The organism is Micromonospora sp. WMMD734 (assembly GCF_049178975.1).
GTDB classification, from domain to species: Bacteria; Actinomycetota; Actinomycetes; order Mycobacteriales; family Micromonosporaceae; genus Micromonospora; species Micromonospora wenchangensis.
Genome location: NZ_JBMHMK010000001.1, coordinates 1511443 through 1537874 on the forward strand (window position 1 = coordinate 1511443; position 26432 = coordinate 1537874).

Here is a 26432-nt window from a genome sequence, read left to right on the forward strand (position 1 = left end):
AGTGACCAGCGCGACACGGACCGACGAGTTCGACCCCTTCTCGCCCGAGTCCATGGATGACCCGTACCCCGCCTACGCCGAGCTGCTGCGCGCCGAGGAGCCGCTGTACCTGGCCCAGCGCGACATGTGGCTGGTGATCCGCTACGAGCACGTCCGGTTGGCGGCGAAGAACCACGCAGGCCTGTCCTCGGCCGACGGGATCGCCTACCACCGCTCCACGTTGCCCGTGCTGTTCGGGCTCGACCAGCCGGACCATACCCGGCTACGCGCCCTGATCCGGCACGACTTCTCCCCGCGCGGGGTGCAGTTCTGGCGGCCGTTCATCGAGCGGGTCTGCGGCGACCTGCTCGACGAGGCCGTGGCCACCGGCGACATCGACCTGGTCCAGCAGGCGATCATCCTGCAACCGGTGAAGGTCATCACCACCATCGTCGGGGTGCCCGACGACAACCTGGCCAAGCTCAAGCTCACCGCCGGTGTGCTGGAGAGCTTCATCGCCAACGCGAAGGTCGGCGAGGACGCCCCGCAGGACCCGGACGAGAACGCGTTGCGGTTGCAGGCCGCGAAGGCGGCGCTGTCATCGGTCGCCGGACTCTCCGGCTACCTGGGCAACCTGCTCACCCGGCGGCGCGACGAGCCGGCCCGCGACGACGTGGTGTCGAAGCTGTTCGCCGCCGCGGCCACCGGCGGGGTGACCGAGAACGAGATCCTCTGGCTGTGCCTCACCCTGCTGGTCGGCGGGCAGGAGACGATGACCCACTTCCTGGGCAACATGCTCGACGCGCTGCTCAACCACCCCGACCAGTTGCGCCTGGTCCGCGAGCGGCCGGAGCTGATCGGGCCGACGATCGAGGAGACCGCCCGGTTCTATCCGCCGGTGCAGAACGTCTTCCGCACCGCCACGACCGACGTGGTGGTCGGCAACACGACCATCCCGCAGGGCGCCCGGGTAGAGCTGTCGTTCGCCGCCGGCAACCGGGACCCGCGCAAGTTCCCCGACCCGAACGACTACCGGATCGACCGGGTGACCGACGGTCACCTCGGCTTCGGGGCGGGCATCCACACCTGCGTCGGCGCGCACCTGGCCCGCCTGCAGGCCACCACGTTCCTGCGGATGCTGCTCGACCGCACCGACGACATCGAACTCATCGGTGAGCTGGTCAAGGTCAAGAGCCCGGCGTTCCGCGGGCTCGACCACCTGCCGCTGCGGTTGACGCCGAGGTCGTCCGGCCCGTTCGCGCCGGCGGCGCGGGCGTAGTGGGCACCGGGGAGGGGGACGGGGTGACCGACAGCAGCACCGACACCAGCACCGACGCCGGCGCGTTCAGTCTGGCGTTCACCGGGGAAGGGGCCGGTGCCGGGCCGCTGACCTGGGCACAGAGCGTCATGTGGGGGCCGATGCAGTGGTTCGGCAAGGAGGCGAACCAGTTCAACATCGGCCGGGCCCTGGTGTTGCCCGCACCGGTCGCGCCGGACCGGTTGACCGTCGTCCTGCGGGACCTGGTCGAGACGCACCAGACCCTGCGGACCCGGTACGTCCAGCGGGCCGACGGGCCGCGCCAGGAGGTCGCCGCGAGTGGGGCGTACGACGTGGTGGTGGTCGACGACCAGGGCGACCCGGCCCGGGTCGGTGACGAGTTGGTCGCCACGCTGAGTGAGGCGGCGTTCGACCACGAGGCGCAGTGGCCGCTGCGGGTCGGCTGCGCCCGCGACCGGGCCGGGCGGATCAGCGCGGTCGCCCTCGTCGGATCCCACCTGGCGTTCGACGGCTGGGCTTTCACCACCCTCACCGGCCTGCTGCTCGACCGGCTCACCGGGCCGCCGTCGACCCCCGCCGCGCCGCCGTCGGGTCAGGCCGCGCCATCGCCGGCCCCCGCCGCGCCGCCGGCACCCCACCGGCCGGCCGGTGGGGTGCCACAGCCGTTGACGCAGGCCGCCTTCCAGCAGTCGCCGGCCGGGCAGCAGACCAGCCGGCTGGGGCTGCGGCACTGGGAGCAGGGGCTGTCGGTCGCGCCGGCCTCGATGTTCGACCTGCCGACCGCGCCGACGGGCGGCCAGCCCGTCGAACGGCACCTGCTGGACTCGGCGGCGGTCACCGCGGCGGCGACCGCGCTGGCCACCCGGACCCGCACGTCGTTCTCGACCGTGCTGCTCGCCCTGACCACCCTGATCCTGACCGCCTACAACGGGCACCACACCGCCGTGTTCAAGCTGATCGCCGGCAACCGGCTGGACCGCGACAGCCGCGACCTGATCGCCCTGAACACCCTGGACGCACTCCTGGTCCACCGGGTCGACGACGACGTCGACCTGCTCACCGCGATCCGGAACCTGCACCGGCCGGCGTTCGACGCGTACCGGCGGGCCCAGTGCGACCCGGCCGAGGTGCGCCGGGTGGTCGAGCGGGTCGGCCGGCGACGCGGGGTGGCGTTCGACCTGTCCGCCTACTTCAACAACGGGCACCGGGGCAGCGACTGGGCCACGACCGACCCGGACCCGGGGCCGGACCGGCTCGCCGTGCTGCGCCGCGACTCCCACTACTCCCGACTGGAGCCGCTGTCCAAGAGCGACATGAGGTTCTACGTCGCCGCCAGCAACCTGGGCGACGGCCGGTGCCGGCTCGGGCTGCTGGTCGACACGGCGTACCTGCCGGGGGCGCTCGGCGAGACCGTCATCCGGGGGATCGAGACGCTGCTGTGCGACGCGGTCGCCGAGGAGGTGCGGGTCGCCGAGATCGCCGGGCGGATCGGCCTGACCCCGGCCCGCCGGGGCAGCGACTGGGTGTCCACCCCGGCCGGTTGGGTCCGCCCGCAGGCGGTGGCGGACCTGGTCGGCGAGGTGGCCGGGGGCGTCCCCGCGGCGGCCCTCGTCGACCCGGCGGGCGACGGCGGGGTGACGGTGTACGTGGCCGCCTCCGAACGCTCGCCGCGGGAACTGCACCGGCGGGTCCTCGACGCGCTGCCCGGCCGACCCGGGGTGGCCGCGCCGGCCGGGTACGTGGTCTGCCGGTCCGTGCCGCCCGCCGGGGCCGGGCCGGACGCGTGGCGGGACGTGCCGGTGCTGGCCCGGGGATCGGGGCGCGATGCGTAGCGCGGCGGGCGGGTCACCGGATGCCGTGGACGGATGCCGGGCGTCGATGGTGACTGATAGTGTTCTATCGGTCGTTCGGTGGCGGGAGAACGGAGCCGGGGCGCGATGCTGGGGGGCGACGGCGAGATGATGACCGACGACGTCGTCATCACCGGGATCGGTGCCGTCACGCCGCTCGGCCTCGACCGCGACAGCACCTGGCAGGGTCTGCTCGCCGGCAAGTCCGGCGTCGGTCCGGTCACCGCCTTCGACGCGAGCGCGCTGCCCACCCGGATCGCCGCCGAGGTGCGCGGCTTCGAGCCGGCCGAACACTTCACCGGCAAGCAGCTGCGGCGGATGGCCCGGTTCAGCCAGTTCGCGGTGGTAGCCACCCGCGAGGCGGTCGCCGACGCCGGGCTCACCGTCGACGCCGGCAACGCCGCCCGGGTCGGCGTGGTGGTCAACGCCGCGGTCGCCGGCTTCGACACCGTCGAGGCCACCGTACGCGGACTGCTCGCCCCCGACCCGACCGCACCCCTGTCGCACTTCGTGCCGTCCTCGCTGACCAACATGCCGGCCTGCGAGGTCGCCATCGAGGTGGGCGCGCACGGGCCGGTCAACGCCAGCGCGCTGGCCTGCGCCAGTGGCGCGTACGCGCTGCTCGACGCCCGCCGGTTGATCCTGTCCGGGGAGGCCGACGTGGTCATCTGCGGCGGCACCGACGCGGCGGTCACCCCGGCCATGTTCGCCGGCCTGGTGAGCATGGGGGCGATGTCCCAGCGCAACGACGACCCGACCGGTGCGAGCCGGCCCTTCGCCGCCGACCGGGACGGCTTCGTCTTCGGCGAGGGCGCGGTGATCCTGGTGCTGGAGTCCGCCGCGCACGCCCGCCGCCGGGGCGTCACCCCGTACGCGACCGTCGCCGGTGGTGCGCTGACCAGCGACGCCTTCCACGTCAGCGCCCCCCGCCCCGGCGGGGTGTTCGCCGCCGAGGCGATCCGGCAGGCCCTCGACCGGTCCGGGGTCCACCCCGACGAGGTCGACTACATCTGCGCCCACGGCACCTCGACGAAGGCCAACGACCTGACCGAGACGGTCGCCATCCGGGCGGCCCTCGGGGCGGCGGCCGACCGGGTCGCGGTCAGCGCACCCAAGTCGATGCTCGGGCACCTGATCGGCGCGGCGGGCGCCCTCGGCGCGATGGTGTGCGCCCTGGCGATCCGTGAGGGCGTCGTCCCGCCGACGGTCAACCTGCACCAGCCCGATCCGGAGTGCGATCTGGACTACGTGCCCCACCAGGCCCGGGAGATGCCGGTACGGGCGGCGCTCACCAACGCCTTCGGCTTCGGCGGGCAGAACTGCGTCGTCGTGTTCACCGATACCCCGTCGCGAGGAGAGTCCGGATGACCGCGCAGTTCCCGCTGATCCCCACCGACCACCCCACCCCGCCGCAGACCCGGGAGGAGATCCTCGCCGACCCGGGTTTCGGCCGCTACTTCACCGATCACATGGCCACCGCGGTGTGGTCGCCCGACGCCGGCTGGCACGACCACCGGGTGGGCGCGCTGGAGCCGTTCACCATGCACCCCGGCGCGGCGGTCCTGCACTACGCGCAGGAGATCCTCGAGGGGCTCAAGGCGTTCCGGCACGCCGACGGCAGCGTCTGGCTGTTCCGCCCGGAACTCAACGCCCGCCGGTTCGCCGCGTCGGCCCGCCGGATGGTCCTGCCGGAGCTGGACGAGGAGACCTTCGTCGAGAGCGTGGCCGCGCTGGTCCGCGCCGACGAGGCGTGGGTCCCGCCGTACGGCGGTGAGCAGAGCCTCTACCTGCGCCCGTTCATGTTCGCCTCGGAGGCGTTCCTCGGGGTGCGTCCCGCCCAGCACGTCACCTACTGCGTGCTGGCCTGCCCGGCCGGGTCGTACTTCCCCAACGGGGTTACCGGCGTCACGCTCTGGGTCAGCACCACCTACAGCCGGGCCTCGATCGGCGGCACCGGCGCGGCCAAGTGCGGCGGCAACTACGCGGCCAGCCTCGCCCCGCAGCGGGAGGCCCTGGGCCACGGCTGCGAGCAGGTGCTCTACCTGGGCGGCGAGGGGCGACGCAGCATCGACGAGTCGGGCACCATGAACGTCTTCTTCGTCACCCGCGACCACCAGCTGCTCACCCCCGGCCTGGGCACCATCCTCGACGGGGTGACCCGCGACAGTGTGCTGACCCTCGCCGCCGAGCACGGCCTGGAGCCGGTGCAGCGCACCATCGACCTGGACGAGATGCGTGCCGGGTTCGCGGACGGGTCGATGACCGAGGCGTTCGCGGCCGGCACGGCGGCGGTGATCACGCCGATCGTCGGGCTCAAGAGCGACGACTTCGCCCTCACCATCGGCGACGGGGCACCGGGCAAGTACACCCAGCAGTTCCGGGATCGGCTGCTCGACATCCAGACCGGCCGGGCTGACGACCCCCACGGCTGGATGCGCCGGGTGCTGTAGTGCCCACCCCGATCGCGGTCGTCGGAATGGCGGTCCGCGCGCCCGGCGGGGTGTCGAGCCCCGACGCGTACTGGTCGGCGCTCGTCGCCGGCCGGGACCTCACCGGCGAGCTGCCCGACGACCGTCGGGCCGGGTTCGGCACGCAGTGGGACGGCATGGTCACCCGGGGCGGCTACCTCGACGCCGTGTTCGACTTCGACGCGAAGTTCTTCGGCATCTCGCCCCGGGAGGCCCGGGTCCTCGATCCGCAGCACCGGCTGCTGCTGGAGGTGGTCTGGGAGGCGTTCGAGGACGCCGCGATCCCGGTCGCCACCGTGGCCGCCGGCACCGGGGTCTTCGTCGGGGTGACCGGCCGGGACTACCGGCAGTGGCTGACCGGGGACCCGAACTCGTACTGGACGATCGGCAACGGGCACAGCTTCACCGCCGGGCGGGTCGCGTACACCCTGGGGTTGCAGGGGCCGGTGTTCGCGCTGGACACGGCCTGCTCGTCGTCGCTGGTGGCGGTGCACACGGCGGCGCGGGCGCTGGCGGCGGGTGACTGTGACGCGGCGGTCGCCGGCGGGGTCAACCTGATCCTCGCCCCGAGCACCACCCGGTCGGTGGCGCAGACCGGGGCGCTGTCGCCGGACGGCCGGTCGCGTCCGTTCGACGCCGGGGCCAACGGGTTCGTCAGGGGTGAGGGCTGCGCGATGCTGCTGCTCAAGCGGCTGGCCGACGCGCAGCGCGACGGTGACCGGGTGCTCGCGGTGCTGCGCGGCACCGGGATCAACCACGACGGCCGGACGGCGACGTTCACCACCCCGAACGTGGCGGCCCAGGCGGGGCTGATCGACACGGTGCTGGCCGCCGCCGGGATCGCCCCCGGTGAGGTCGGCTACCACGAGGCGCACGGCACCGGGACCCCGCTGGGTGACCCGGCCGAGATGTCGGCGGTCGCGGCGGCGCTCGGTCGCGCCGACGGCGCGCCGCTGCACGTGGGTTCGGTAAAGGGCAACATCGGCCACACCGAGTCCGCCGCCGGGGTGCTCGGGCTGGTGAAGGCGGTGCTCTGCCTGCATCGGCGCACGATCGTCCCGCAGGCCAACTTCCGTACCCTCAACCCGCGCATCGACCTCACCGGCACCGGCATCGAGATCCCGGTCGCCCCGCTCGCCTGGGACGACCGGTTCGGGGCCTGCGCGTCGACCAGTTCGTACGGGATGAGCGGCACGAACGCGTTCGCGGTGCTGTCGCCCGCGCCGCCGGTGCCGCCGGCCGTGCCGGCACCGGTGGACGGGTTCCCGGTGTCGGCGGCCACCGGGCCGGCGCTGGCCGAGCTGGCCCGCCGCTACGCCGACCGGCTGGCCGGGTTGCCGGCGGCGGACTTCCCGGCGTTCGCCGGCACCGCCGCGGCGGGACGGACCCGGCTGGCGCACGCGGTGTGGGTGCGGGCGTCCGGCCCGGTGCGGGCGGCCGAGGCGCTGACGGCGGTGGCCGCCGGCACCGCCCACCCGGACGTGCGGGTGCTCGGTGCGGACGATCCGCTGCCGACGCCGAAGCACCGGGTGGTGGCAGCGCTGCCGACCTACCCGTGGCAGCGGCGCACCCACGTGGTGGACCGCCCGGACTGAGCCGGGCCGGTGCCCCGGTCGCCTGGTGAACCGGCCGGCTTACGGTGGGTCAGCCGCCGGCCCGGACGGCGTGGTCGGCGCGCAGGGCTGCCCGGGTGGCCCGCGACGGCAGCGCGAAGTGCAGGGTGGACGCGGCCACCAGCGCGCCCCGGCGGTCGCTGGCGCGGGCGTCCACCACCGCCGACCGGCTGGCCAGCTTGATCACCTCGGCGGTGACCCGCAGTTCGCCGGGCTCGGCGGGTTCGAGGAAGCTGATGCTGCTGTGCGCCAGCACCATCGCCGGTGTCGGGCCGATCAGCACGGTGACCGCGACGAAGCCGGTGAGGTCCATCGCCCAGAACATGGCCGGCCCGGAGATCGTGCCGTCGAGGCGCAGTTCGAGGCAGTCGGGGCCGGTCACCGCGACGACCCGGTCGTCGTCGACCGACTCCAGGCGCAGGCGTTCGGCACCGGAAATGACCTCGGCGAGCCAGGCCCGCGCCTCATCGACCGACATCACAGCGCGGCTAGGCATGGACGCCACTATAGGCGATGACCGGGTAGCGCTCCGTCCTACGTGATCACCCTGGCGTACCGGATCCACCACCCGGACGCCCCGCCGGGCCACCCCGGGTGGGGTGGCCCGGCGGGCGGTGGTCACTCCAGCACGAACGTGGCCTCGGCGTTGCCGGTGGCGTCGGTGACGGTCCGCAGGTAGAGCAGCCCGTTGCTGTGCCGCAGGTACTGGCCGGGGTAGTTGACCGCCTCGAACGACACCCCGGCGGCGTTGGACAGGCCGGGCCGCTGCACGAAGCTGGCGTCGGCGCGGTACGTCGACGACGCGTCGTCCCGCTCGACCCACACCTCCCAGTTGCGGTGCCGCAGGTGGTAGCCCGGGAAGTTGGTGGACTCCAGGGAGACCGTGTTGCCCCCGGCCAGGCCGGGCACCAGGCGGAACTGCGAGTCGGCGAGGTTGGTCACGTTCGCCTCCAGTCGGGCCCGGTACTCCCAGTGCCGGACGAACCGGTCGGGCAGGTTGTCCGACCGCAGCCGGACCGGGGTGGCCCCGTCGGGCACCGGGATGCCGAAGTTCGGGGTGCCGTCGGCGTTCCAGTAGACCTTCTGGATGCGGGTCCGCCGATTGGGGTCGCGCAACGGGTCACCGCTGATGTCCCGGTAGTTGCGGTCGTGGTAGACGAGGATGTCGCTCTGCCCGTCCTCGGAGACGGTGAACGAGTTGTGCCCCGGCCCCCACTGGCCGGTCGCGGCGTTGCTGGTGAAGACCGGCTGCGGCGACTTCACCCAGGACGACGCCCGGAGCAGGTCGCTGCCCGCCGAGGCGGTCAACATACCGAGGCAGTAGTTGGCGTCGGTCGCGCTCGCCGAGTAGGTGAGGAAGATCCGGCCGTTGCGTTGCAGCACGGTCGGTCCCTCGTTGACCTTCACCCCGCCGCGCATCTCCCAGTCCAGGGTGGGCACGGCGATCCGGGTGGGGGAGCCGCTGAGCGTCCACGGGTTGGCCATCCGGGCGATGTAGAGGTTCGAGTTCGTGGCGATGCCCGGCTCGGCCTGCGCCCAGATCAGGTAGCGCACCCCGTTGCTGACGAACGTCGACGCGTCCAGCGCGAAGGTCTCCCAGGGGGTACGGATCTGCCCCTTCTCGGCCCAGCTCGCGGTCAGCGGGTTCGCCCCGGTGCCCTCCAGGACGTACATCCGGATCGCCCAGACGTTGTCGGTGGCACCGGCGGCGAAGTAGACGTACCAGCGGCCGTCGATGAAGTGGATCTCCGGGGCCCAGATGTGCGCGCCCATGATGCCGCTGGTGTGCCGCCACCAGATGACGGTTTCGGGGGCGGTGGACAGGCCCTGGAGGGTGGTGGCCCGGCGCAGCACGATCCGGTCGTATTCGGGGGCGGTGGCAGTCAGGTAGTAGTAGCCGTCGGTGTGCCTGACGATGTGCGGGTCGGCGCGCTGCGCGACCAGCGGGTTGGTGGCCCGTACGGCGGGGGCGGCCCCGGCCGGGGCGGCGGCGCTCAGCAGGCCGGCCAGCAGGGCCAGCACGAGCAGCGCCGCCGTCCGGGTCCGGCCGGGACGGCGGCCGGGCGGCGGGGCGGTGCGGGGTGCGGTGGTGGGCGGGACCGCCGACCGGGGGTCGGGTGAGGCGGACATGCGGTGCTCCTGTCGGGGTGGGGGATATGCCTCGCCGGCCGACCACGGGGGTGGTCGGCCGGCGAGGGGGACGGGTGTTACGACTTGGCCAGGTCGAACTTCCGGACGGTCACCGCGCCACCGAGGGAACTGGTGGCGTAGTTGAACATGGCGAACCGGTAGCCCATGAAGAACTGCCAGGCGTTGTTGAGGGTGAACGCCGGGCCGAGCGAGGTGAAGTTGACCCCGTCGGTGCTGTAGGAGAAGCGGGCCTGCCGGCCGGAGCCGGGGGAGATGTCCGCGCTGACCCGCAGCCAGATCCTGCCGCCGGAGATGCCGGCCCCGGCGACCTCGGTGCCGGTGCTGGTGGTGTTCCAGTTGCTGTCCATGGTCAGGTTGTTGACCATGGCGACCCGGGTCGCGCCGTTGTCACGGCGGACGCCGATCCAGGCCGACTGGTCGCGCAGCATCGCCAGGCCGCTGCGGTCACCGTCGCGCATGGTGGAGTAGTCGAGTTCGATGGTGGCGGTGGACCGGGGACCCTGGATCCGGTGGGTCAACGTGTTGCGCGCGTTGTACAGGTCGTTGGTCACCGTCGCGGTCTGCAACCGTAGCCCGTCGTTGACCGACCACTTGGTGTTGTCCGGGTTGTGGTTCCACTCGTACTGCGGGCCGAGTGTGGTGCCGGCGAAGGTGTCGGTCCCGATCATGGGTTTGACCTGGCGTGGTGGCCGGGGCACGTTCGGGTACGGGTACGACGCACCCCAGGTGTTGTTGACCAGCTGGAGGACGGGCCAGCCGCTGGAGTTCCAGGTGACCGGGGCGAGCACCGGCACCCGGCCACCGGGGTAGGCGTCCACGAACCCCATGTAGTACCAGTCCCCGTTCTGGGTCTGCACCATGCCGCCCTGGTGTGGCACGCCGCCGCCGGCGATCGGTCCGGGCAGGTTCAGCAGCACCTGCTGCATGGTGTACGGCCCCCACGGGCTGGACGCCTTGAGGATGTACTGACCGTTGGCCGGCCGGGTGAGGAAGATGTAGTAGCTGCCGTTGCGCTTGTAGAACCGGGCCCCCTCCAGGGTGCCCACGCTCGACGGGGTGGTGAACACCTGCTGCGAGCGGACCTGGGTCTTCCCGTCGGCGGAGAGCTGGGCGACGCTGATGTTCGTGTTGCCGTACGCCACGTACATGGTGTCGTTGTCGTCGACCAGCAGACCGGCGTCGTAGTAGCACTGGTCGAGCGTGGTGTGCCTGGTCCACGGTCCCTCGGCCGACGGCGCGGTGTAGATGTAGGTCTTGCTGAAGTCGATGCAGCCGCCCCAGTAGAACGTCTTGTTGCTCTTGCGGTAGCCCAGGAACGACGCCCAGATGCCCCGGACGTAGCCGCGCCCGGCGGTCATGTCGTACTTCTGGCCGAAGTCCAGCTTGGGCACCGAGTGCCCGGCGAACTCCCAGTTGACCATGTCGTAGGAGCGCAGCACGGGCGCGCCCGGGGAGTAGTGCATGGTCGACGCCGAGTAGTAGTAGGTGTCGTCGACCCGCAGGATGTCGATGTCGGCGAAGTCCTGCCAGAGCACCGGGTTGCTGAAGGTCGACGACGGCGGCCACTGGCCCGGCGGGGTGGTCGGCGGCGGCGTGGTGGGGGGCGGTGTGGTCGGCGGTGGGGTGGTGGGCGGCGGTGTGGTGGGGGGCGGCGTGGTCGGCGGTGGGGTGGTCGGTGGCGGCGTGGTGGGCGGCGGGGTGGTCGTGCCACCGGTGCAGGCGACGCCGTTGAGGGTGAAGCTCGTCGGCTTCGGGTTGCTGCCGTTCCACGAGCCGTTGAACCCGAACGACACGTTGGCGCCGGTGGCGATGGTGCCGTTGTAGCTGACGTTGCGGGCGGTCACCTGCGCCCCCGACTGGGTGACGGTGGCGTTCCACGCCTGGGTGACCTGTTGCCCGGCCGCGTACGACCAGGTCAGGGTCCAGCCGTCGATGGGGTCACCGAGATTGGTGATGGCCACGTTCGCACCGAAGCCACCACCCCACTCGGACGAGACGGTGTAGTCGACCGTGCAGCCGGCCGCTGCGGCCTCGGCCGGCAGGGCGACGGCTGTGCCGGCGGCGATCAGAGCGGCGGCCATGGCCAGCCGGGCCGGCAACTTTCTGTTCAATGGCATGCGGTACTCCTACTGGGGGTGGTGGGAGCCGGAGGTCGGAAGGCGTCCGGTGCCGGGGTGCGGGCACCCCGGCACCGGACGGCGGTCAGGCGACCGTGCAGGCGGTGCCGTTGAGCGTGAACGAGGACGGTCGGGCCGTGTCGCCGGTGTGGGTGGCCTGGAAGCCGATGTCGACCGAGGTGTTCGGCGCGATCGTGCCGTTGTAGGACACGTTGCGGGCGGTCACCGCCCCGCTGGTCGGGGTGTAGGTGGCGTTCCAGCCGCTGGTGATGGTCTGCCCACCGGGCAGGGTGAACGCCAGCGCCCAGCCGTTGACCGCCGTGCCGCTGGTGTTGGTGACGCTGATCGAGGCGGTGAGACCGGAGTTCCAGGAGTTCACCGTGTACGCGACCCGGCAACCCGCCGACGGCGGGGGCGTGGTCGGCGGGGGCGTGGTGGGTGGCGGCGTGGTCGGCGGGGGCGTGGTGGGCGGCGGGGTGGTCGGCGGGGTGGTCGGCGTGTTGCCGCCGAGGCTGCCGGGCACCGCCCGCAGGGCGTTGTACCAGGTGGTGGCCATCTTGCGGTAGCCGGTGGCGTTCGGGTGGATGCCGTCGGCCAGGTCGGCCGTGCCCACCGCGCTGAACATGTCCACCAGGTGCACCCGCTTGCCGGCGTTGACCTTGCTCTGCACGATCCCGGGGATCGCGGCGTTGAACGTGCGGACCGCCGACTCGGTGCCGTTGCGCGGGATGATCGTGGCGACGAAGACGTCCGCGTTCGGCGCGGTGCTGGTGATCTTGTCGATCAGGGTGGAGAGCCGGGTCGGCGCACCGGAGGCGTTGTACATGTCGTTGGTGCCGATGTGCAGCAGCACCGTGCGCGGAGTGGTGTTGCGCAGCCAGTTCACCACGTTGGCGTCGATCTGGGCGATGGTCCAGCCGGAGTGGCCCTCGTGGTCGTGGTCGCCCAGGTTGGACGGCCCGTTGAACATCGAGCCGACGAAGTCGACCCGGTAGCCGTCGGCGACCATCCGCTGCCACAGCTCGATGCGGTAGCCGCCGGGGACGTTGAAGCCGTCGGTGATCGAGTCGCCGAGGGGCATCACCCGTACCCCGCCGTTGGATTCGGCGCTGGCGGGTGCGGTCACCACCGACCCGGTGGCGACCGCGGCCACCAGGGCGGCGGTGGCCAGGCCCAGCAGACGCAGGCCGCGGCGCATGGTGGGCAGCCGTCGGCCGGTGGGTGCGGTACGGACAGGGTGGGGGTGGTCGGATCGGGGTGGCCCGGCGTTCGGGCAGCTCGTGCCGCTCATGGAAACTCCCTGGGGTGGCGCGCGGAGCGCGGTGCGGACGTGCAGCACGGCGACCGTCCCGGGATGTCGCCGTCTCGTCCGGCTCGTGGACAAGGGGTGTGCCGGCACGGGTGGCGGACGACCTCCACGCGAACGGACCGACCGCCGTGTCCCCGGCGGATTCCCTGGAGCTGACGGGCGGAGGTGCTGCCACGCGCGTCGACCGGGAACCCGGACCGCGTCACCGGCGGTGGACGCCATGTGTGCCGGTGGCCACCGACCCCCGCAGGTGGACGAACCCCAGCAGGTGGACGAACCGGTGACCACGGCCGAAGCGTGCCCTGCGCTCCCGCCGCGATGCACCATATCGTGTTATCGCTAACATCGGCAACAGATCGGTGCGCGACGATGCCCGGGTGAACTACCGGCCGGTCACCGCCCGGCGGTCACCGCGTCGCGTCGTCGGTGGCTGGGCGCAGCAGTGGGTCGAGCCAGCGCAGTTGCCGTTCGACCTGCCACGCCTCACCGCCCTCGTGGCCGTTGAACGGGTAGGTGTGCAGCTCCCGTGGCGGTGTCCCCTCCCGGCCGTTCGCCGCGCCGTACTGGTTGTAGGCGGCGAAGCCGGTGCTCGGCGGGCAGACGTTGTCACGCAGGCCGATGCCGAAGTGCGCGGGTGCGGTGGCGCGCCGGGCGAAGGTCACCCCGTCGACATAGGACAGCGTGTGCCGCACGGCCTCCTCGACCTGCCGGTGCACCGCCAGGTACCTGGCGATCTCGCCGTACGGGGCGGCGTCGGTCAGCTCGATCCCGCGTTGGACGTCACACAGGAACGGCGCGGTGCTCAGCAGCGCGGCGAGGTCGTCGCACAGGCCGGCCACGGCCAGGGCGAGCCCGCCACCCTGGCTGTTGCCGAGGGCGGCCACCCGGGCCGGGTCCACCCCGGGCAGTGCGCGGACGGCGTCGACCGCGCGGACCGCATCGGTGATCAGCCGGCGGTAGTGGTAGTCGTGCGGGGCGAGGATGCCCCAGGTGGCGGGCCACGGGCCGCCGGGTGCGCCGTGCGGGTCGGGGGTGTCGCCCGCGCCGTGCAGCCCGGACTGACCCCGGTTGTCCATCAGCAGGTGCGCGTACCCGGCTGCCGGCCAGGTCAGCCGCTCGTGCGGCAGGCCCCGGCCACGTCCGTAGCCGGCGTACTCGACCACGGCGGGCAGCACGGCGTCGACCCCGGCCGGGCGGGTGTACCAGGCCCGCACCGGGTCGCCGGCGAAGCCGGCGAAGGTGACGTCCCAGGTGTCGACCAGACGCAGGTCGGTCCGGTGCGGGCGGACGTCGACCAGCACCGGCCGGCCGCGCGCCGCGTCGAGCGTGTCCCGCCAGAACCGGTCGAAGTCGGCCGGTTCGACGACGGTCGGCGCGTAGCGCCGCAGGTCCTGGATGGATGCCATGGGTTCCTCGGGTGCTCAGGGACGGGTGGTGGCGGGTGGGGCGGTGCTCTCCCGGACGACCAGCTCGGTCACCAGGTCGATCCGGCTGGTCGCCACCGTCGCGCCCCGGGCCAGCTCCAGCAGCATCTGGGTGGCGGTGCCGGCCATGTCCCGCAGGGGCTGGTGCACGGTGGTCAGCGGCGGGTCGGTCCAGCCGGCGACCGGCAGGTCGTCGTACCCGATCACCGAGAGGTCGTCGGGGACCCGCAGGCCGAGCCGGCGGGCGGCCCGGAGCACGCCGATGGCCTGCAGGTCCGAGCCGGCGAAGATCGCGGTCGGCCGGTCGGGCCCGGCGAGCAACTCCAGGCCGTGGGCGTGCCCGCCGTCGACGTAGAAGCTGCCGTAGCGCACCAGGTCGACGTCCACGGGCAGGCCGATCTCGTCGTGGGCGGAGCGGAAGCCGGCGGCGCGGGCCTGGCTGCACAGCACGTCGCGGGGCCCGGAGATGACGGCGATCCGTCGGTGGCCCAGCTCCAGCAGGTGCCGGGTGGCCAGCAGGCCGCCGTTCCAGTTGTTGGAGCCGACCGTCGGCACCGACGCCGAGGTGGCGCTGTCGGTGTCGACGACCACGAACGGGATGCGGTGTTCGGTCAGCATGAGCTGCTGCGGCGGGGTCGGGTGGCAGAGCACGAAGAGCAGGCCCAGCGGACGCCTGGCGACCAGGGCGTCCAGCCGACGGGGCGCGGGCCGGTGTGCCCCGTCGAGCTGGGAGATGGCGATGCCCAGCCCGGCGGCGGAGGCCACCGCCTCGACCCCGCTCATGATCTCCATCGCCCAACCGGAGTTGAACTCGTGGAAGACCAGGTCGATCTGGTCGATCCCGGGCGACTGCCGGCGGATGCGGCGGCGGTAGCGGTGGCGCTCCAGGCTCTCCTCGACCCGCGCCCGGGTCTCGGCGGCGACGTCCGCCCGCCCGTTGAGCACCTTCGAGACGGTCGCCACGGAGACGCCGACCTCCTCGGCGATGGTGGCGATCGTGGCCGAGGCCTGTGGGGTGAGCGGGCGGGACGCGGTCATCGAAGCCTCACCAGGCACGTCCGAAAGTTTCGGAGAACTCTAGCACGTCCGGTTCGAAACCGGGATTCGACAGTGCCCGAAGATTTTGACGGGGGTGAATGTCCTTTCCGGGACCAGTGCGGTCAGATATCCCAATTGAGGACCTTGACATGCGCCAGCAATGCCTCCTAAGTTGCCCGAAAAAGGTAACGCGCTGTTTACGAAATTTTCGAACCCCCCGCCGTCGCGTGGTGCCTGTTCCGGCGGGCGCGGGTGGGGAGTGTCGAAGGTGAGGGGTGTGGCATGAGAAGTCAGGTGCCCGTCGACGACGGTCCGGCATCCCGCGGAACCCAACCGTGGCGGGACCCCCGACGCTCACCCGCGCAACGGGCCGACGCACTGGTTCCGCTCATGTCGCTGGAAGAGAAGATCGCCCAACTCGTCGGCGTCTGGGTCGGCGCGGAAGCCTCCGGCGAGGGGGTCGCCCCGCACCAGGCCGACATGATCGACGGCGCACCACCGTGGAGTGAGATCATCCGGCACGGGCTCGGCCAGCTGACCCGCCCGTTCGGCACCGCACCCGTCGACCCCGTGGCCGGGGCCCGCTCGCTGGCCGCCTCCCAGGCGCAGATCGCCGCCGCGAGCCGGTTCGGCATTCCGGCCCAGGTGCACGAGGAGTGCCTCACCGGCTTCGCCGCCTGGCGGGCCACGGTCTATCCCACCCCGCTGGGCTGGGGCGCCTCCTTCGACCCGGAACTGGTCGAGGAGATGGCCGGCCGGATCGGCCGTTCGATGCGGGCCGCCGGCGTCCACCAGGGACTCGCCCCGGTGCTCGACGTCACCCGCGACTACCGCTGGGGGCGTACCGAGGAGACCATCGGGGAGGACCCCTACCTGGTCGGGACCACCGGGGCGGCGTACGTGCGAGGGCTGGAACGCGCGGGTATCGTCGCCACCCTCAAACACTTCGCCGGCTACTCCGCCTCCCGGGGCGGCCGCAACCTCGCCCCGGTGTCGATGGGCCCCCGGGAACTGGCCGACGTCATCCTCCCGCCGTTCGAGATGGCCCTGCGCCTCGGCGGGGCCCGCTCGGTGATGAACTCGTACGCCGAGATCGACGGCCTGCCCGCCGCCGCCGACGAGGGACTGCTGACCGGGCTGCTGCGCGAGGAGTGGGGCTTCACCGGCACCGTCGTCGCCGACTACTTCGCGGTGCGCTTCCTGGAGACCCTGCACGGGGTGGCCGGCGACGCCGCCGACGCCGCCCGGCTCGCCCTGCGCGCCGGCATCGACGTGGAACTGCCCACCGTGGACGCGTTCGGCGAACCGCTGGTGGCCGCCGTGCGCTCCGGCGCGGTCGACGAGGCGCTGATCGACCGGGCGCTGCGCCGGGTGCTGATCCAGAAGATCGAACTCGGGCTGCTCGACGAGGACTGGCAGGAACTGCCCGAGGACGCGGCGAACCTGCGGCTCGACGACGAGACCAGCCGGGACGTCGCCCTGCGGCTGGCCCGTGAGTCGGTGGTGCTGTTGCGCAACGACGGCGTGCTGCCGCTGGCCCCCGGCCGGCGGGTCGCCCTGGTCGGCCCGGTCGCCGACGACCCGATGGCGCTGCTCGGCTGCTACTCCTTCCCCAACCACGTCGGGGTCCGCCACCCGGAGCACGGGCTGGGCCTGGAGATCCCCTCGCTGCGCGACGAACTCACCCGGCTGGTGCCCGGCCTCGTGCACGAGCCGGGCTGCGCGATCACCGGCGACGACACCTCGGGCATCGCGGCGGCGGTCACCGCCGCGGCGCAGGCCGACGTCTGCGTGCTCGCCGTCGGTGACCGCGCCGGCATGTTCGGCCGGGGCACCTCCGGCGAGGGCTGCGACGCGCCCGACCTGCGACTGCCCGGCGTCCAGGCCGACCTGGTCCGGGCCGTCCTCGACACCGGCACCCCGGTGGTGCTGGTGCTGATGACCGGCCGGCCCTACGCCCTCGGCCCCGACCACGAGCGCGCCGCGGCCGTCGTGCAGGCGTTCTTCCTCGGCCAGCGCGGCGGGCAGGCGCTCGCCGAGGTGCTCACCGGCGCGGTGAACCCGTCCGGCCGACTGCCGGTCAGCGTCCCGCGCGACGCCGGGGGCCTGCCCGGCACCTACCTGACCCCGCCGCTGGGCCGCCGCTCCGAGGTGTCCTCGATCGACCCCACCCCGGCGTACCCGTTCGGCCACGGGCTGGGCTACACCACCTTCGCGTGGTCCGACCCGGTGGTGTCCGACGCCGGGGAGACCGGCGGGCCGCCGGCCTGGCCGGTCGACGGCGAGACGACGGTACGGATCACCGTGCGCAACACCGGCGACCGGCCCGGCACCGAGGTGGTGCAGCTCTACCTGCACGACCCGGTGGCGCAGACCACCCGACCCGTGGTCCGGCTGGTCGGCTACGCCCGGGTGCCGCTGGACCCCGGCACGGCGGCGCGGGTCAGCTTCACCGTGCCCGCCGACGTCGCCTCGTTCACCGGGCGCGACGGCCGGCGCATCGTCGAACCCGGCGACGTCGAACTGCGCTTCGGCCGCTCCAGCGGCGACCCGGCGGCGACCCTGCCGCTGCGCCTGACCGGTGCCGAGCGGCAGGTCGGCGCGCGACGACACCTGCTCACCGCGGTACGGGTCGAGCCCGCCGGCACCGACCCGCAGGCCGGATAGGAGGCCGAGGATGACATCCCCGACGCTACGGCCGCCGCCACCGGCCACGGCGACACCCACCCCGGTCCGGCGTCGCCGGCATCCCTGGCGGCGGGCCCTGCGCCGGGACTGGCAGCTCTACTCGCTGGCCGTCCTGCCGCTGCTGTTCTTCCTGGTCTTCCGCTATCTGCCGATGATCGGCAACGTGATCGCGTTCCGCCGGTTCAGCCCCGGCGGCAGCGTCTTCGGCGAGTACTGGGTGGGCCTGCGGTACTTCCGGCTGTTCCTGGCCGACCCGACCTTCTGGCAGGTGTTCACCAACACCCTGGTGCTGGGAATGCTGACCCTGCTGTTCTGCTTCCCGCTGCCGATCGTGCTGGCGCTGCTGCTCAACGAGGTCCGGGCGCGTCGGCTCAAGCGGTTCGTCCAGTCGGTGTCCTACCTGCCGCACTTCCTGTCCATCGTGATCGTCGCGGCGATGGTGATGCAGCTGCTGTCGATGGACGGCTCGGTCAACCAGCTGGTCCGGGTGCTCGGCGGGGAGGGCGTGCCGTTCCTGCAGCAGCCGGGATGGTTCCGCGCCGTCTACGTCTCCTCGGAGGTCTGGCAGACCGTCGGCTGGGGGACGATCCTCTATCTGGCGGCGCTCACCACCATCGACGAGAACCTGTACGAGGCGGCCCGCATCGACGGGGCCAACCGCTGGCGGCAGACCTGGCACGTCACGCTGCCCGGGATCCGACCGACGATGGTGACGCTGCTGATCCTCAACATCGGCACCTTCATGGCCGTCGGGTTCGAGAAGATCCTGCTGCTGTACAACCCGCTGACGTACCCGACCGCCGACGTGATCTCCACGTACCTGTTCCGGTTGGGCTTCGAGTCCAGCAACTTCAGCTACGCCGCCGCGATCGGCCTGTTCGAGGCGGTGATCGGGTTGATCCTGGTGCTGGGTGCCAACACCATCTCCCGCCGTACGGTGGGGACGAGCCTGTGGTGACCGTGGCCCCCGGCACGGCCGGCCCGAAGACCCCGGCGGCCCGCCCTGCGTCGCGCCGCCGCCGGGGCATCCGCCCGACCCGGGGCTACCGGGTCTTCCAGGCGGTCAACGCCGTGGTGCTGACCCTCGTGGTGGTCGTGACGCTGTACCCGTTCGTCAACATCGTGGCCCGGTCGCTCAGCGACGAGGCGCCGATCATCGCGGGGAAGGTCAACCTCGTCCCGCAGGGCTTCAACCTCACCGCCTACCGGCTGGTGATGTCCGACCCGATGTTCTGGACGAACTACCGCAACACCGTGGTCTACACCGTCGTCGCCACCGCGATCTCGATCGTGCTGACCACCTGCTACGCGTATGTGCTGTCCAAGCACCAGCTCAAGGGGCGGGGGGTGCTCGTCGGGATCGCCGTGTTCACCATGTTCTTCTCCGGCGGGCTGATCCCCAACTACGTGCTGGTCACCAGCCTGGGCATGAAGAACAGCATCTGGGCGGTGGTGCTGCCCAACGCGATCAACGTGTTCAACCTGCTGGTGATGAAGGCGTTCTTCGAGAGCCTGCCGGTGGAGTTGGAGGAGGCCGCCGCCGTCGACGGGCTCAGCACGTACGCCACCCTGCTGCGGATCGTGCTGCCGCTGTCCAAGGCGATCATCGCCACGATGGTGCTGTTCTATGCGGTGTCCTTCTGGAACTCCTGGTTCACCGCGTTCCTCTACCTCGACCAGCAGGAGCTGTTCCCGGTCACGGTCTATCTGCGCAACCTCATCGCCGGGGCGACCGGGGCGCAGTCCGCCGGCGGGGTCGCCGAGTCCGACGCGGTGCAGGCGGCGGCGACCATCCAGGCCGTGACCATCGTGCTCACCACCCTGCCGATCCTCGCGGTCTACCCCTTCATCCAGCGGTTCTTCGTGTCCGGCGTGATGCTCGGCGCGGTCAAGGGGTAGCCCGGCCGACCGCTCCACCCCGCCCACCCCACCATCCGACCGAAAGGACGAGCCATGTTCCACAGGACGCGGCGCCGCGTGGCGATAGCCGCTGCCGGGCTGCTCACCCTCACCCTCGTCGGGGCCTGTTCCGACGACGCCCCGGACGCCAAGGACCTCGACGGCAACCGGGCCGGCGCGATGGCCGACTACGGGATCGACAAGCAGTTCACGGCCACCGAGCCGCTCTCCTTCCCCATCCTCTACAACAACCACCCGAACTATCCGCTCAAGGACGACTGGCTGTTCTGGTCGGAGCTGACCAAGCGGACGAACGTCAAGCTCGAACCGGTGGCCGTGCCGCTGAGCGACTACGAGCAGAAGCGCAGCCTGCTGATCGGTGCCGGCGACGCCCCGCTGATCATCCCGAAGACGTACCACCCGGCGGAGAACGCCTTCGTCTCCTCCGGCGCGATCCTGCCGGTGAGCGACTACCTGGACCTGATGCCCAACCTCAAGGACAAGATCGCCAAGTGGAACCTCCAACCGGAGTTCGACACGCTGCGACAGTCCGACGGTAAGTTCTACCTCCTGCCCGGCCTGCACGAGAAGCCGTGGGCGGAGTACTCGATCGCGATGCGCACCGACATCCTGGAGCAGCTCAACCTCCAGGTCCCCAAGACCTGGGATGAGCTGTACACGGTGCTCAAGGCGATGAAAGCGCGCTACCCCGACACCTACCCGTACTCGGACCGGTGGAGCAAGCCGAACCCGGGCGGGGAACTGCTGAGCATCGTCGGCGCCGCGCACGGCATCCGGACCGGCTGGAGCTGGAACCCCGCCACCTGGGACCCGGCGGCCAAGAAGTTCGTCTACACCGGTGCCACCGAGCAGTACAAGCAGGTGATCGTCTACCTCAACAAGCTGGTGGCCGAGAAGCTGCTCGACCCGGAGAGCTTCACCCAGACCGATGACCAGGCCCGGCAGAAGCTCGCCAACGGCAAGTCCTTCGTGATCGGCAGCAACGCCCAGACCCTGGTCAACGACTACCGCCCCGACCTGGCCAAGACCCTGCCGAACGCCAAGCTGACGAAGATCCCGCTGCCGGTCGGCCCGGCCGGCGAGATCAACCCGGCCAGCCGGTTGGAGAACGGCGTCATGATCTCCAAGAAGGCCCGGGACAGCAAGAACTTCGTGGCGATGATGCAGTTCATCGACTGGCTGTACTACTCCGACGCCGGTCAGGAGTTCGCCAAGTGGGGCGTTGAGGGCACCACCTTCAGCAAGGACGCCGCCGGCAAGTACACCCTCAACCCCGACGTCGACATGATCGGGCTCAACCCCAAGGGCAGCAAGCACCTGCAGAAGGACTTCGGCTTCGGCAACGGGGTGTTCGCCTACGGCGGCAAGCTCGACCTGGTGCAGTCGTTCTTCTCCCCGGAGGAGATGGAGTTCCAGAAGGTGATGAACGCCCGCACGCCGCTGCCGGTGGACCCGCCGGCCCCGCTCACCGACGAGGAGCGGGAGCAGGCGTCGCTGTGGGAGACCCCGCTGAAGGACCACGTCGTGCAGAACACGCTCAAGTTCATCCTCGGCCAGCGCCCCCTCACCGAGTGGGACGCCTACCTCGGCGAGCTGAAGGCCAAGAACGCCGACCAGTACATCGGCCTGGTCAACAAGGCACACGAGCGGTTCGAGAAGGACAACGGCTGACCGACCCGGCCCGCCGGGACCCGCAGCGGGTCCCGGCGGGCCGGGCACCGGACCGGCGAGCACCGGAGGACACCACGATGCGGATCACCGTTCCCGCCCGACCCGTGGGGCGGCTCACCGACGCCTGGCGGCGGTGTGTCGGCACCGGGCGATTCGAGTTGGCCCTGCGCCGCGACTACCAGGACTCGCTGGCCCTGATCCAGCAGGACATCGGGTTCCGGCACATCCGGGGGCACGGCCTGCTCAGCGACGGCGTCGGCGTCCACCGCCCCTACCGGCACGGCGGCGAACGTCTGGTGCACCACTCCTTCACCTACGTCGACCAGGTCGTCGACGCCTACCTCGGGTTGGGCATCCGACCCTTCGTGGAGCTGGGCTTCATGCCCGAGGCGTTGGCCTCCGGCGAGCAGACGGTGTTCTGGTGGCAGGGCAACGTCACCCCGCCCCGCTGCTGGTCGGAGTGGGCCGACCTGGTCCGCGCCACGGTGGCGCACCTGGTCGACAGGTACGGCCTCGACGAGGTGCGCAGCTGGCCGATCGAGGTGTGGAACGAGCCGAACCTGCCCGACTTCTGGCAGGGCGCCGACCGCGACGCCTACCACCGCCTCTACGAGGTCACCGCGCACGCGGTCAAGGAGGTCGACGCCGGGTTGCAGGTCGGCGGCCCGGCCATCTCACCCGGCGCGGACGACTGGTGGGCACCCTTCGCCGACTTCGTCACCACGCACGACGTGCCTGTCGACTTCGTCAGCCGGCACGCCTACACCTCCGGCCCCGCCCAGCACGTGCCGTTCGGCACCCACCAGACGCTGTCCCCGGCGTCGTCGCTGCTGGAACAGTTCGCCGCCCCGCGCCGGCACCTGTACGGCACCGCGCTGGCCGACCTGCCGGTACACATCACCGAGTTCAACTCCTCCTACCGGCCGGACAACCCGATCCACGACACGGCCTTCCACGCGGCCTACCTCGCCCCGGTGCTGGCGGCCGGCGGCGACCTGGTCGACTCCTTCTCGTACTGGACGTTCAGCGACGTGTTCGAGGAGGTGGGGGTGCCGACCGCGCTGTTCCACGGCGGGTTCGGCCTGCTCACCCACCGCCAGATCAAGAAACCCACCTACCACCTGTACGCGTTCCTGGCCCGGCTCGGGGGCGACGTGCTCGCCCGGGGCGCGGACCACCTGGTCACCCGGCACCCCGACGGACGGGTCGCCATCCTGGCCTGGGCGCCGGTGGACGTGACCGGCCTGCACCCGGTGCCCGACAGACATCCGCTGGCGCTGTCGGTGCCGGTGGCGTCGGCCACGACGACGGGCGGGGAGGCCACCTCGGCCTTCCTGCTCCGCTCCTCGGTCAGCGAGGACGCCGGCAACGCCTGGACGGCCTGGAGCGAGATGGGCCGCCCCCGGTCGCCCCGCCCCGGGCAGCTCGACACCCTGCGGGAGGCCGCCGAGCCGGCCCGCTCACACCGCGCCCTGCCGGTCACCGCCGGCCGGGTCGACCTCGACCTCGACCTGGCCCGGCACGAGGTCACCCTCGTCGAGTTGGCGGCGGTACGCGACGAGACCCCGCCGTGGTGGGACGGTGCCCGGCTGCTCGGCGGCCCGCCGTCGACCGACCGGGACGAGCGGCCGTGAGCGCGCAGACCTGGCGGGAGGTCGGCGACGGCCCGTTGTCGCGGGCCGCCGCCACGGTGTACACCGTGCTCGTCGTCGGGTCGCTGCTGATCCTCACCACTCTGCCCGGACTGGTCCCGGTGCTCCTGCTCAGCCGTGACGCGAGCAACCTGCCGCTGGTGGCGCTCTGCCTGCTCCCGGTCGGTCCGGCCGTCTCCGCCGCCCTGTACGCCCTGCACCACCAGCGCCCCGACCTGACCGACCTGCGGCCCGCCGCCCGGTTCCGGCAGGGCTACCGGGCCAACCTCGCGCAGGCGCTGCGGATCTGGGTGCCGCTGCTGCTCTGGCTGACCGTCATCGCGGTCAACCTCACCCACCTGCCGGTCGCCGCTGTCCCCACCGGATGGGCGGTGCCGCTGCTCGCGGTCGGGGTGGCGGTCACCCTGGTCGGCGGCAACGCGCTGGTGATCGCCTCGCTGTTCACCTTCCGCACCCGGGACGTGCTCCGGCTGGCGCTGTACTTCCTGGTCCGTACGCCCACCGTCACCGTCGGCACCGCCCTGCTGCTGGCCGCCGCCGGGGCGCTGACCGTGCTCGTCTCCGAGGCGCTGCCGGTGCTGCTGGCCGGCCCGTTCGTCCTGGCGTACCTGCGGGTCGCCACCCCGATGACCGACCTCGTGCGGAAGGAATTCACCCGATGACCAGCCCCGCCACCGCCCCTGTCACCGCGACCGACCCGGCGTCCCCGCCGCCGCACCCGGCGTGGCTGCCGCCGGAGGCGTTCCGGGCGATCGGCGCGCGTCGGGTGCTGGTGCACGGCGAGGGTCCGCCCGTCGACACGGTCCACGACGAGGTGGCCCGCGCCTGCGCCCGGTACGGCGGCCGGGTGGAGCGCACCGCCGCCGGGCCGGTCGACCTGGTGCTCGCCCTGCGCGACTCGGGACCACTGCCCGAGGTGGTGCCGCCCGCCGCGAGGACGGCCCCGGACCCCGACGGCGGGTCGCCGGGCGACGAGGGCTTCCTGCTGACCCGCTCCGACGGCGTCACGATCGTGCTGGCCGACGCCCCGGTCGGACTGCTCTACGGGCTGTTCCACCTGGTCCGCCTCGGCGAGGCCGCGTTCACCGGGGAGCAGCCGGCGCGCACCCACCGGCCCGCGCTGCGCCGCCGGATGCTCGACCACTGGGACAACGTGGCGGTGCATCCGGTGATGGGGCAGGTGGAGCGGGGCTACGCCGGCGGGTCGATCTTCTGGCGGGACGGCCGGCCGCGCGGCGACCGGGAACGGCTGCGGGCGTACGGGCGGCTGCTCGCCTCCACCGGGGTCAACGCGATCTCGGTGAACAACGTCAACGTCGGCCCCACCGAGGCGCTGCTGCTCACCGAGCGGCTCGACGACGTGGCCGAGATCGCCGACCTGCTGCGCCCGTACGGCGTCCGGGTGCACCTGTCGGTGACCTTCGCCGCCCCCGTGCTCCTCGGCGGCCTGTCCACCGCCGACCCGCTCGACGACGGGGTGCGCGACTGGTGGGAGAGCACCACCCGCCGGGTCTACGCGCGCATCCCCGACTTCGGCGGGTACGTGGTGAAGGCCGACTCGGAGGGGCAGCCCGGCCCGTTCAGCTACGGCCGCGACCACGCCGACGGGGCCAACCTGCTGGCCGCCGCGCTCGCCCCGCACGGGGGAGTGGTGCACTGGCGGGCGTTCGTCTACGACCACCGGCAGGACTGGCGGGACCGCACGACCGACCGGGCCCGCGCCGCGTACGACCACTTCGCCCCGCTGGACGGGCGGTTCGCCGACAACGTCGTGCTCCAGGTGAAGTTCGGCCCGGTCGACTTCCAGCCCCGCGAGCCGGTCTCGCCGGTGATCGCCGCCATGCCGGCCACCCGGCTGGCGGTGGAGTTGCAGGTGACCCAGGAGTACACCGGCCAGCAGTGGCACGCCTGCTACCTCGCCCCGTGGTGGCACGAGGTGCTGGCGTTCCGGCTTTGGGGGCCGGGGGAGCGCAGCGTCGCCGACGTGCTGGCCGACGTGCCCGGTCCGGGACCCCGCCGGGGCGGCGACCTGGTCGCCGTGGCCAACGTGGGCGACGACCCGTTCTGGTGCGGGCACCCGCTGGCCCAGGCCAACCTGTACGCCTTCGGCCGGCTGGCCTGGGACCCGCGGCTCGACCCGACGGCGCTCCTCGACGAGTGGATCGACCTGACCTTCCCGGCGTCGACGGTCGGTGACCCGACCCTGGTCCGCGAGACGCTGCACGCGGTGCTGGACGACTCGTGGCGCATCTACGAGCGGTACACCGCCCCGTTGGGTGTCGGCTTCATGGTCAACCCGGCCGGCCACTACGGGCCGGGGGTCGACGGCTACGAGTACAGCCGGTGGGGCACCTACCACTTCGCCGACCGCGACGGCGTCGGGGTGGACCGGACCCGGGCGACCGGCACCGGCATGACCGGCCAGTACCCGCCGCCCTGGTCGCAGGTGTACGAGTCGCTGGAGCAGTGCCCGGACGAGCTGCTGCTCTTCTTCCACCACGTGCCGTACTCCCACGTGCTGCACAGCGGCAGCACGGTCATCCAGCACATCTACGACACCCACTTCGCCGGGGTGGCGGAGGTGGAGGCGATGCGGGACCGGTGGGCCGGGCTGGCCGGGGTGATCGACCCGGCGGTGCACGAGCGGGTCACCGAGCGTCTCGCCGAGCAGCTACGTTGCGCGACCGAGTGGCGGGACCAGGTCAACACGTACTTCTTCCGCAAGTCCGGGGTGCCCGACGCCCGGGGCCGCCGCATCCACTGACCGCCCGCCGCGTCTCGTTCCGGCGTGGACCGACCCGCCGGGACGTGGCACGATCACGAGGGTGACCGGCAGATCCGCCTCCGACCAGCACCTGCGCGACCTGGCCCGGCTGCGTCGGGTGCGGGACCGGATCGACCGCGAGTACGCCAGGCCGTTGGACGTCGAGGCGCTCGCCCGGGGGGTGCACATGTCGGCGGGTCACCTGAGCCGGCAGTTCCGCCGCGCCTACGGCGAAGCACCCTACTCGTATCTGATGACCCGGCGGATCGAGCGGGCGATGGCGCTGCTGCGCCGGGGCGACCTGAGCGTGACCGAGGTCTGCTTCGCGGTCGGCTGCGCCTCCCTGGGCACCTTCAGCACCAGGTTCACCGAGCTGGTCGGCATGCCGCCGAGCAGCTACCGGGCGCTGGCGGCGCAGGGGTCGGCCCAGTTGCCGCCGTGCCTGACCAGACAGGTGGCCCGGCCGGTCAGGAATCGAGAAGCACCCGCCCCGGTCATCACCTAGCGTG

General features: G+C 72.3%; 19 protein-coding genes. 13 read left to right on the top strand and 6 right to left on the bottom strand.

Going from position 1 to position 26432, the window contains the following annotated elements; genetic code table 11:
• The first annotated feature begins 1 nt into the window (after position 1).
• From ACN267_RS06165 to ACN267_RS06185, 5 genes are all read left to right on the top strand, one after another.
• A complete protein-coding gene (locus tag ACN267_RS06165; protein ID WP_204960402.1) occupies positions 2 to 1258 on the top strand; it encodes a cytochrome P450 in 1257 nt (418 codons plus the stop codon).
• A 23-nt stretch (positions 1259 to 1281) separates the two neighbouring features.
• Positions 1282 to 3090, top strand: a complete 1809-nt coding sequence (locus tag ACN267_RS06170; protein WP_421488162.1) for a hypothetical protein — start codon at positions 1282 to 1284, stop codon at positions 3088 to 3090.
• Between the two features lie 105 nt (positions 3091 to 3195).
• On the top strand, positions 3196 to 4476 hold the full coding sequence (fabF, locus tag ACN267_RS06175) for a beta-ketoacyl-ACP synthase II (RefSeq protein WP_421488163.1): 1281 nt from the start codon (positions 3196 to 3198) through the stop codon (positions 4474 to 4476).
• Positions 4473 to 5558 (top strand): branched-chain amino acid aminotransferase, encoded by a 1086-nt coding sequence (locus ACN267_RS06180; RefSeq protein ID WP_204960404.1) that lies wholly within the window; start codon positions 4473 to 4475, stop codon positions 5556 to 5558. The genes fabF and ACN267_RS06180 overlap by 4 nt, the downstream gene beginning before the upstream one ends.
• Positions 5558 to 7171, top strand: a complete 1614-nt coding sequence (locus ACN267_RS06185; protein WP_421488164.1) for a polyketide synthase — start codon at positions 5558 to 5560, stop codon at positions 7169 to 7171. The genes ACN267_RS06180 and ACN267_RS06185 overlap by 1 nt, the downstream gene beginning before the upstream one ends.
• A 49-nt stretch (positions 7172 to 7220) precedes the next feature.
• Here the strand turns inward: ACN267_RS06185 and ACN267_RS06190 are convergent, their stop codons facing one another.
• The 6 genes from ACN267_RS06190 to ACN267_RS06215 form a co-directional block, all read right to left on the bottom strand.
• Positions 7221 to 7685 (bottom strand): PaaI family thioesterase, encoded by a 465-nt coding sequence (locus ACN267_RS06190; protein ID WP_204960405.1) that lies wholly within the window; start codon positions 7683 to 7685, stop codon positions 7221 to 7223.
• A gap of 122 nt (positions 7686 to 7807) precedes the next feature.
• Entirely contained in the window at positions 7808 to 9319 is a 1512-nt protein-coding gene (locus ACN267_RS06195; RefSeq protein WP_421488165.1) for a family 43 glycosylhydrolase, read from the bottom strand.
• Between the two features lie 77 nt (positions 9320 to 9396).
• Positions 9397 to 11457: a family 43 glycosylhydrolase gene (locus tag ACN267_RS06200; RefSeq protein ID WP_281896780.1), complete on the bottom strand. Its 2061-nt coding sequence runs from the start codon at positions 11455 to 11457 to the stop codon at positions 9397 to 9399.
• Positions 11458 to 11542: 85 nt separating this feature from the next.
• A complete protein-coding gene (locus tag ACN267_RS06205) occupies positions 11543 to 12655 on the bottom strand; it encodes a cellulose binding domain-containing protein (RefSeq protein WP_204960733.1) in 1113 nt (370 codons plus the stop codon).
• A 518-nt stretch (positions 12656 to 13173) separates the two neighbouring features.
• A complete protein-coding gene (locus ACN267_RS06210; RefSeq protein WP_204960407.1) occupies positions 13174 to 14172 on the bottom strand; it encodes an acetylxylan esterase in 999 nt (332 codons plus the stop codon).
• Positions 14173 to 14187: 15 nt separating this feature from the next.
• On the bottom strand, positions 14188 to 15228 hold the full coding sequence (locus ACN267_RS06215) for a LacI family DNA-binding transcriptional regulator (protein ID WP_204960408.1): 1041 nt from the start codon (positions 15226 to 15228) through the stop codon (positions 14188 to 14190).
• 390 nt (positions 15229 to 15618) lie between these two features.
• Between ACN267_RS06215 and ACN267_RS06220 the strand changes: the two genes are divergently transcribed.
• The 8 genes from ACN267_RS06220 (at position 15619) to ACN267_RS06255 (ending at position 26428) form a co-directional block, all read left to right on the top strand.
• Complete coding sequence (locus tag ACN267_RS06220; protein WP_281896786.1) at positions 15619 to 17895, top strand: glycoside hydrolase family 3 N-terminal domain-containing protein; 2277 nt, start codon at positions 15619 to 15621, stop codon at positions 17893 to 17895.
• Between the two features lie 10 nt (positions 17896 to 17905).
• Entirely contained in the window at positions 17906 to 18874 is a 969-nt protein-coding gene (locus ACN267_RS06225) for an ABC transporter permease (protein WP_204960410.1), read from the top strand.
• On the top strand, positions 18871 to 19815 hold the full coding sequence (locus tag ACN267_RS06230; protein ID WP_239485947.1) for a carbohydrate ABC transporter permease: 945 nt from the start codon (positions 18871 to 18873) through the stop codon (positions 19813 to 19815). The genes ACN267_RS06225 and ACN267_RS06230 overlap by 4 nt, the downstream gene beginning before the upstream one ends.
• Before the next feature lie 78 nt (positions 19816 to 19893).
• Positions 19894 to 21507, top strand: a complete 1614-nt coding sequence (locus ACN267_RS06235) for an extracellular solute-binding protein (protein ID WP_281896792.1) — start codon at positions 19894 to 19896, stop codon at positions 21505 to 21507.
• A gap of 77 nt (positions 21508 to 21584) precedes the next feature.
• Positions 21585 to 23141 carry a GH39 family glycosyl hydrolase gene (locus ACN267_RS06240; RefSeq protein ID WP_421488166.1) on the top strand — a complete coding sequence of 519 codons (1557 nt, stop codon included), beginning with the start codon at positions 21585 to 21587 and terminating at the stop codon, positions 23139 to 23141.
• Positions 23138 to 23821: a DUF624 domain-containing protein gene (locus ACN267_RS06245; protein ID WP_281896798.1), complete on the top strand. Its 684-nt coding sequence runs from the start codon at positions 23138 to 23140 to the stop codon at positions 23819 to 23821. The genes ACN267_RS06240 and ACN267_RS06245 overlap by 4 nt, the downstream gene beginning before the upstream one ends.
• Positions 23818 to 25923 carry an alpha-glucuronidase gene (locus tag ACN267_RS06250; protein WP_421488167.1) on the top strand — a complete coding sequence of 702 codons (2106 nt, stop codon included), beginning with the start codon at positions 23818 to 23820 and terminating at the stop codon, positions 25921 to 25923. Before ACN267_RS06245 ends, ACN267_RS06250 begins: the two co-directional genes overlap by 4 nt.
• 61 nt (positions 25924 to 25984) lie before the next feature.
• Entirely contained in the window at positions 25985 to 26428 is a 444-nt protein-coding gene (locus ACN267_RS06255; protein ID WP_204960415.1) for a helix-turn-helix transcriptional regulator, read from the top strand.
• Positions 26429 to 26432 lie beyond the last annotated feature (4 nt).

Coding starts and splice junctions, on each gene's coding strand:
- fabF (WP_421488163.1), top strand. CDS start 3,196: ATGCTGGGGGGCGACGGCGAGATGATGACCGACGACGTCGTCATCACC.
- ACN267_RS06180 (WP_204960404.1), top strand. CDS start 4,473: ATGACCGCGCAGTTCCCGCTGATCCCCACCGACCACCCCACCCCGCCG.
- ACN267_RS06190 (WP_204960405.1), bottom strand. CDS start 7,685: ATGCCTAGCCGCGCTGTGATGTCGGTCGATGAGGCGCGGGCCTGGCTC.
- ACN267_RS06195 (WP_421488165.1), bottom strand. CDS start 9,319: ATGTCCGCCTCACCCGACCCCCGGTCGGCGGTCCCGCCCACCACCGCA.
- ACN267_RS06200 (WP_281896780.1), bottom strand. CDS start 11,457: ATGCCATTGAACAGAAAGTTGCCGGCCCGGCTGGCCATGGCCGCCGCT.
- ACN267_RS06205 (WP_204960733.1), bottom strand. CDS start 12,655: ATGCGCCGCGGCCTGCGTCTGCTGGGCCTGGCCACCGCCGCCCTGGTG.
- ACN267_RS06210 (WP_204960407.1), bottom strand. CDS start 14,172: ATGGCATCCATCCAGGACCTGCGGCGCTACGCGCCGACCGTCGTCGAA.
- ACN267_RS06215 (WP_204960408.1), bottom strand. CDS start 15,228: ATGACCGCGTCCCGCCCGCTCACCCCACAGGCCTCGGCCACGATCGCC.
- ACN267_RS06220 (WP_281896786.1), top strand. CDS start 15,619: ATGTCGCTGGAAGAGAAGATCGCCCAACTCGTCGGCGTCTGGGTCGGC.
- ACN267_RS06225 (WP_204960410.1), top strand. CDS start 17,906: ATGACATCCCCGACGCTACGGCCGCCGCCACCGGCCACGGCGACACCC.
- ACN267_RS06240 (WP_421488166.1), top strand. CDS start 21,585: ATGCGGATCACCGTTCCCGCCCGACCCGTGGGGCGGCTCACCGACGCC.
- ACN267_RS06250 (WP_421488167.1), top strand. CDS start 23,818: ATGACCAGCCCCGCCACCGCCCCTGTCACCGCGACCGACCCGGCGTCC.